General features: G+C 73.2%; 5 protein-coding genes and 1 pseudogene. 4 read left to right on the top strand and 2 right to left on the bottom strand.

Going from position 1 to position 5,700, the window contains the following annotated elements; all coding sequences use genetic code 11:
* Nucleotides 1–769 (top strand): annotated as a pseudogene (locus ACFV5N_RS23835) (hypothetical protein); the annotation flags it as partial.
* A 65-nt stretch (nucleotides 770–834) separates the two neighbouring features.
* On the top strand, nucleotides 835–2,031 hold the full coding sequence (gene mqnC, locus ACFV5N_RS23830; RefSeq protein ID WP_385603407.1) for a cyclic dehypoxanthinyl futalosine synthase: 1,197 nt from the start codon (nucleotides 835–837) through the stop codon (nucleotides 2,029–2,031).
* 46 nt (nucleotides 2,032–2,077) lie between these two features.
* Here the strand turns inward: mqnC and ACFV5N_RS23825 are convergent, their stop codons facing one another.
* The gene (locus ACFV5N_RS23825; protein ID WP_385603405.1) at nucleotides 2,078–2,470 is read right to left on the bottom strand and encodes a hypothetical protein; all 393 of its coding nucleotides are present in this window, start codon (nucleotides 2,468–2,470) and stop codon (nucleotides 2,078–2,080) included.
* A gap of 151 nt (nucleotides 2,471–2,621) precedes the next feature.
* Nucleotides 2,622–3,455 carry a DUF3152 domain-containing protein gene (locus ACFV5N_RS23820; RefSeq protein ID WP_385603402.1) on the bottom strand — a complete coding sequence of 278 codons (834 nt, stop codon included), beginning with the start codon at nucleotides 3,453–3,455 and terminating at the stop codon, nucleotides 2,622–2,624.
* 100 nt (nucleotides 3,456–3,555) lie between these two features.
* Here ACFV5N_RS23820 and ACFV5N_RS23815 point away from each other — a divergent pair, with 100 nt between their 5' ends.
* Both ACFV5N_RS23815 and ACFV5N_RS23810 read left to right on the top strand, forming a co-directional pair.
* On the top strand, nucleotides 3,556–4,257 hold the full coding sequence (locus ACFV5N_RS23815; protein WP_385603400.1) for a demethylmenaquinone methyltransferase: 702 nt from the start codon (nucleotides 3,556–3,558) through the stop codon (nucleotides 4,255–4,257).
* A 95-nt stretch (nucleotides 4,258–4,352) separates the two neighbouring features.
* Nucleotides 4,353–5,639: a geranylgeranyl reductase family protein gene (locus ACFV5N_RS23810; protein ID WP_385603410.1), complete on the top strand. Its 1,287-nt coding sequence runs from the start codon at nucleotides 4,353–4,355 to the stop codon at nucleotides 5,637–5,639.
* Nucleotides 5,640–5,700: the final 61 nt, after the last annotated feature.

The raw sequence follows: 5,700 nt of genomic DNA, 5'->3' as shown, positions 1-5,700 counted from the left end.
CCGGCCGGGGGGCGCCGGGGGGCGCCCCTGGGTGGTGGTGGCGGGGCCCGGCCGGCGGCCCCCCCCGGGGGGTGCTCTGGCGGCCCCCCCGCCCCCCCCGGCCCCGGCCCCCGGGGCGGGGGAGGAGAACGCGCCCGCGCCGTCCGGCGGCGGGCCCGCCGGACCCGTACCGCCGCCGTCCCCGGTGCCGCCCGCGCCGTCCCCCGGGTTCGGGCCGGCGATACCGCTGCCGCCGCCCGGACCGCCGTCCGCGCCGGCCGGGAGGCGTGCCCGGCGCGGGATACGGGCGGCGCTCGCCGCCGTGCTGGTCCTCGGCCTCGCGGGCGCCGGACTGTACGCCTTCACCCGGCCGGGCGGCGGGGAGGAACCGGACCCGGAACCCGCCCCCGGACCGGCGCCGGTGACCGACGCGCTGCCCGAGGCGTTCCAGGGCGAGTGGGTCGGCGATCTGACCCTCGACGTCGGCATCCCCGGCGGCCGGATGACGGTGACCCTCGGCGAGGGCGTGGTCGGCGAGGAGGTCGGGCACGCCACCACCCGCGACCTGCTGAACATCTCCACCTGCGTGGACCGGATGACGCTGACCGAGGTGAGCGAGGACGAGGCGGTCTTCGACGCCCTGCTGGACACCGAGGAGTCCACGCCCGGTGTCTGTGTGACCGACACCTTCCGGATGATCCTGCGGCTCGACGGGGACGGGCAGGTCCTGCGCTACACCAGCGTCCACCCCGACAGCGGTGCGCGGGGAGTGCTCAATCGCCCCGGTTAGCCCCTGGCGTACGCTGGCTTCCGGTATCGACCACCCTGTATCCGCCCGCCGGAGGGACGCCCGCCATGGCCCTGAGTGCTCAGCTCAAGTCCGCGCTCGACCGAGCCGCCGACGGTGGCCGGATCAGTCCCGAGGAGGCGCTGGACCTCTACCGCAGCGCCCCGCTGCACGCGCTGGGGCGCGCGGCGGACGCGGCGCGCCGTAAGCGGTACGCGGGCACCGAGCACATCGCCACGTACATCATCGAACGGAACATCAACTACACCAACGCCTGCGTCACCGCCTGCAAGTTCTGCGCCTTCTACGCCGCGCCGAAGAGCCCGGACGTGTGGACCCGGGACCTGGACGACATCCTGCGGCGCTGCGCGGAGACGGTGGAACTGGGCGGCACCCAGATCATGTTCCAGGGCGGGCACCACCCGGACTACGGCGTCGAGTACTACGAGCGGCACTTCTCCGCCATCAAGGCCGCCTTCCCGCAGCTGGTGATCCACTCGCTGGGCGCCTCCGAGATCGAGCACATGGCGCGGATCTCCGGGGTGTCGGCCGAGGAGGCCATCCGGCGCATCCACGCGGCGGGCCTGGACTCCTTCGCGGGCGCCGGGGCCGAACTGCTGCCGGAGCGGCCCCGCAAGGCGATCGCCCCGCTGAAGGAGTCGGGCGAGCGCTGGCTGGAGATCATGGAGACGGCGCACGGCCTGGGGGTCGAGTCGACGTCCACCATGCTGATGGGCACCGGCGAGACGAACGCCGAGCGGATCGAGCACCTGCGGATGATCCGCGACGTGCAGGACCGCACCGGCGGGTTCCGGGCGTTCATCCCGTACACCTACCAGCCGGAGAACAACCACCTGAAGGGCCGCACCCAGGCCACCCTCTTCGAGTACCTGCGGCTGATCGCGATCGCCCGGCTCTTCCTGGACAACGTGGCGCACATCCAGGGCTCGTGGCTGACCACCGGCAAGGACGTGGGCCAGCTGACGCTGCACTACGGGGCGGACGACCTCGGTTCGGTGATGCTGGAGGAGAACGTCGTCTCCTCGGCCGGCGCCAGGCACCGCTCCAACCGGCTGGAGCTGATCGACCTGATCCGCACCGCCGGCCGCGTCCCGGCGCAGCGCGCCACCACGTACGAGCACCTGGTGGTGCACGACGACCCGGCGAACGACCCGGTCGACGACCGCGTGGTCTCCCACCTGTCGTCGACGGCCATCGAGGGCGGCACCGCGCACCCGGAGCTGAAGCTGCTCGACGCCCGCTGACGGTGCGGCGCCGGGCCGCGGTGGCCCGGCGCGGTCCGGCGTGCGCTCAGCCGGCGTCGCCCCCGAGCAGCGGCAGCCCGCCGAGCAGGGAGGTGACCGGGGCGGTCAGGCCGCCGAGCAGGTCCTTGGCCGAGGCGCCGTCCGTCAGCGGCTGGGTGAGGGTCGTGGTGCCCACCGACGGGAAGTCGGCGATCTGGGTGCTCACCCCGTTGGTCAGCGGGTCCACGCCGGTGCCGCCCATCGGGTACAGCTGGAGGTCCAGCGGGCCGGCCAGGCCGTAGGTCAGCGCGGTGTCGGCACCGGCGAGCGCCGCGCCGATGTTGTCCGTCGCGGTGCTCGCGGAGGCGGCTCCGGCGCCGGCGACCACGGCGCCCGTGGCGGCGGCGGTGACGGCTGCGATCCGCAGCACGGGACGGGAGGGGCGGGAGTGGGAGCCCATGAATCCACCTGCTTGGGGTAGGAAGAAGGGATACGGAACCGGCAGGCCACGCTAGTGGGACACCGGCCCCCTCTTCATCCCGATCCGCCCCGAATCCCCCGTACGGTGTAAGCCGGGTCAACGGGACGCCGCGGAACGTCCCCCGGCGCGCTCAGGGGACGGACGGGCCGCTGATGTACGTGCCGTCCTCGTCGTAGGGCCAGGCGTTGGCCACACAGCCGTCAAGACCCTTGATCTGCTGCATCATCGCCGGGGCGAGCGCGCCCTCCTCGGGGCAGCCCTCGTGGCCGTGGCCGAGGCGGTGGCCCACCTCGTGGTTGATGATCAGCGCGCGGTACTCGGTCACCGGGCCCGGGAACTGGGGCGAGCCCTCCATCCAGCGCAGCAGATTGACCACCACCGTCTGGCCCACCTGGCAGTTGACCTCGCCGCCGGTGTCCAGGCCGTACTCGCCGCAGATGTCGTCGACCGTGCCGGGCGTGGCGACCTTCACGGTGAAGTCGACCGGGCCCTCCTCGGCCAGCTGGAAGGCGCTCACCCCGTCGGTGGTCCAGCCGCGCGGGTCGGCCAGGATCGTCTCGATCTCCTCGGCGGTCTCCACCGGGTCGAGGTCGATGCCGTCCTCGATCTGCACCATGTAGCGGCGCACGGTGCCCTCGCCGACCTGGTGACCGGTGGCGGGCGCGGTGCGGAAGGTGCCGGGGCCGGTCGGCGGGATGTCGATCGGCTCGGGTTCCGGATCCGGCTCGGGCTCGGGGTCCGGCTCGGGCTCGGGTTCCTGGGTGGGCGGTGGCGGCGCGGCGTCCGGCTCGCCGGCCCCGTCCCCGCCGCCCCCCAGCACCAGCCGGGCGCCCATCCCGAGCACGGTCAGCAGCACCAGGCCGGCGGCGGCGAACAGGGCGACCGCACGTCTGCGCCGCTGGAGCCGGCGGCGCCGCAGGACGGCGCGCCCCGCACGGCGGATGGTTCGGTCTACGGAAGGCATCGGCGTTGACGCTACAACACGATGATCATCCCGCCCGCCCCGGCGGACACCCGGGGGACCCTGCCCGCCACCGCGCGACGCGACCCGCGACAATGGGACGGTGACTCGTGCCACGTTGGACAAGCAGCCCCGTGACGTCGCCGCCATGTTCGACGCGGTGGCCGCGAAATACGACCTCACCAATGATGTGCTGGCGCTCGGCCAGAACCGCCGCTGGCGCAAGGCCGTCGCCCGCGCCGTCGACGCCCGTCCCGGCGAGCGGGTCCTGGACCTCGCGGCCGGCACCGGCACCTCCTCGCTGCCCTTCGCCGCCGCCGGGGCGTACACCGTGCCGTGCGACTTCAGCATCGGGATGCTGAACGAGGGCAAGCGGCGCGAGCCCTGGCTGCCGTTCACCGCGGGGGACGCCACCAGGCTGCCGTTCCGGAACGAGGTGTTCGACAAGGTGACCATCTCCTTCGGGCTGCGCAACGTCCAGGACACGGACGCCGCGCTGCGCGAGCTGCTGCGGGTCACCCGGCCGGGCGGCCGGGTGGTGGTGTGCGAATTCAGTCACCCCACCTGGGCGCCGTTCCGCACCCTTTACACGGAGTACCTGATGCGGGGGTTGCCTCCGGTGGCCGAAAAGGTCTCCTCCAGCCCCGAGGCGTACGTCTACCTCGCCGAGTCCATCCGCGCCTGGCCCGACCAGCCCGCCCTGGCCGCGCTGCTTCAGAAGGCCGGCTGGCGGCGGGTGGCCTGGCGCGACCTCACCGGTGGCATCGTGGCGCTGCACCGCGGCACCAAGCCGGCCGCCGGCTGAACCCGTCCCACCCGTCCCACCCGACCGCACCCTGATCCGCCCATAGACTCGTAGCCGCCGAACCGGACCGATGGGGAGAGCCGACCGTGGCCGACATCGATGCAAGCGCTTCCGAACACACCGCTGATGTGATCGTCGTCGGGGCCGGACCGGCCGGCTCCACGACCGCGTACCACCTCGCCCGCGCCGGGCTGGACGTCCTGCTGCTGGAGAAGACGGCCTTCCCCCGGGAGAAGGTCTGCGGCGACGGCCTGACCCCGCGCGCCACCAAGCAGCTCGTCGCCATGGGCATCGATGTCTCCGAGGAGGCCGGCTGGCTGCGCAACAAGGGCCTGCGCATCATCGGCGGCGGACACCGGCTGGAACTCCCCTGGCCCGAGCTGGCGGCCTTCCCCGACTACGGACTGGTGCGCCGCCGCGAGGACTTCGACGAACTGCTCGCCCGGCAGGCCGAGAAGGCCGGGGCCCAGCTCTTCGAGCGGTGCAACGTGACCGGGCCCGTCCAGGACGACCGCGCCGCCGGCCGCATCGTGGGGGTGACGGCCAGGCTGGGCGAGGAGAAACGGAACGTCACCTTCCGCGCCCCGGTGGTCGTCGCCGCCGACGGCAACTCCTCCCGGCTCTCCCTCGCCATGGGCCTGCACCGCGACGACAAGCGCCCCATGGGCGTGGCCGTGCGCACCTACTTCACCAGCCCCCGCCACGACGACGACTATCTGGAGGCCTGGCTGGAGCTGTGGGACCGGCGCGGCCCCGAGCCCCGGCTGCTGCCCGGCTACGGCTGGATCTTCGGCATGGGCGACGGCACCTCCAACGTCGGCCTCGGCATCCTCAACAGCTCCAGCGCCTTCCGCGAACTGGACTGGCGCGAGGTGCTCAAGGCGTGGTGCGCCTCGATGCCCGAGGAGTGGGGCTACACCCCCGAGAACATGTCGGGCCCGATCCGCGGCGCCGCGCTGCCCATGGCGTTCAACCGCAAGCCGCACTACTCGCGCGGGCTGATGCTGGTCGGCGACTCCGGCGGCCTGGTCAACCCGTTCAACGGCGAGGGCATCGCGTACGCCATGGAGTCGGGCCAGATCGCGGCCGAGGTGATCGTCCAGGCGATGGCGCGGCAGTCGCCCGCCCAGCGGGAGCTGACGCTGCGCGCGTACCCGAAGACGCTCCAGGAGACGTACGGCGGCTACTACACGCTCGGCCGGGCCTTCGTGAAGCTGATCGGCAACCCGCAGATCATGAAGATCGCCACCGAGCGCGGGCTCAGCCATCCGCTGCTGATGCGCTTCACGGTCAAGCTCATGGCGAACCTGACCGATCCGCGCGGCGGCGACGCCATGGACCGGCTGATCAACGGGCTCACCAAGATCACCCCGCGCGCGTAACGGCCGGACCGGCCGCCGGGCTTGACCCGTACTCCGGTGGCACACCGGGGGCACGCCCTGC

Origin of the sequence: Streptomyces sp. NPDC059853, from assembly GCF_042731495.1 — a bacterium.
Taxonomy (GTDB): Bacteria; Actinomycetota; Actinomycetes; order Streptomycetales; family Streptomycetaceae; genus Streptomyces.
The sequence above is the reverse complement of the archived record's forward strand: the minus strand, read 5'-3'. Positions and strand labels throughout refer to the sequence as shown.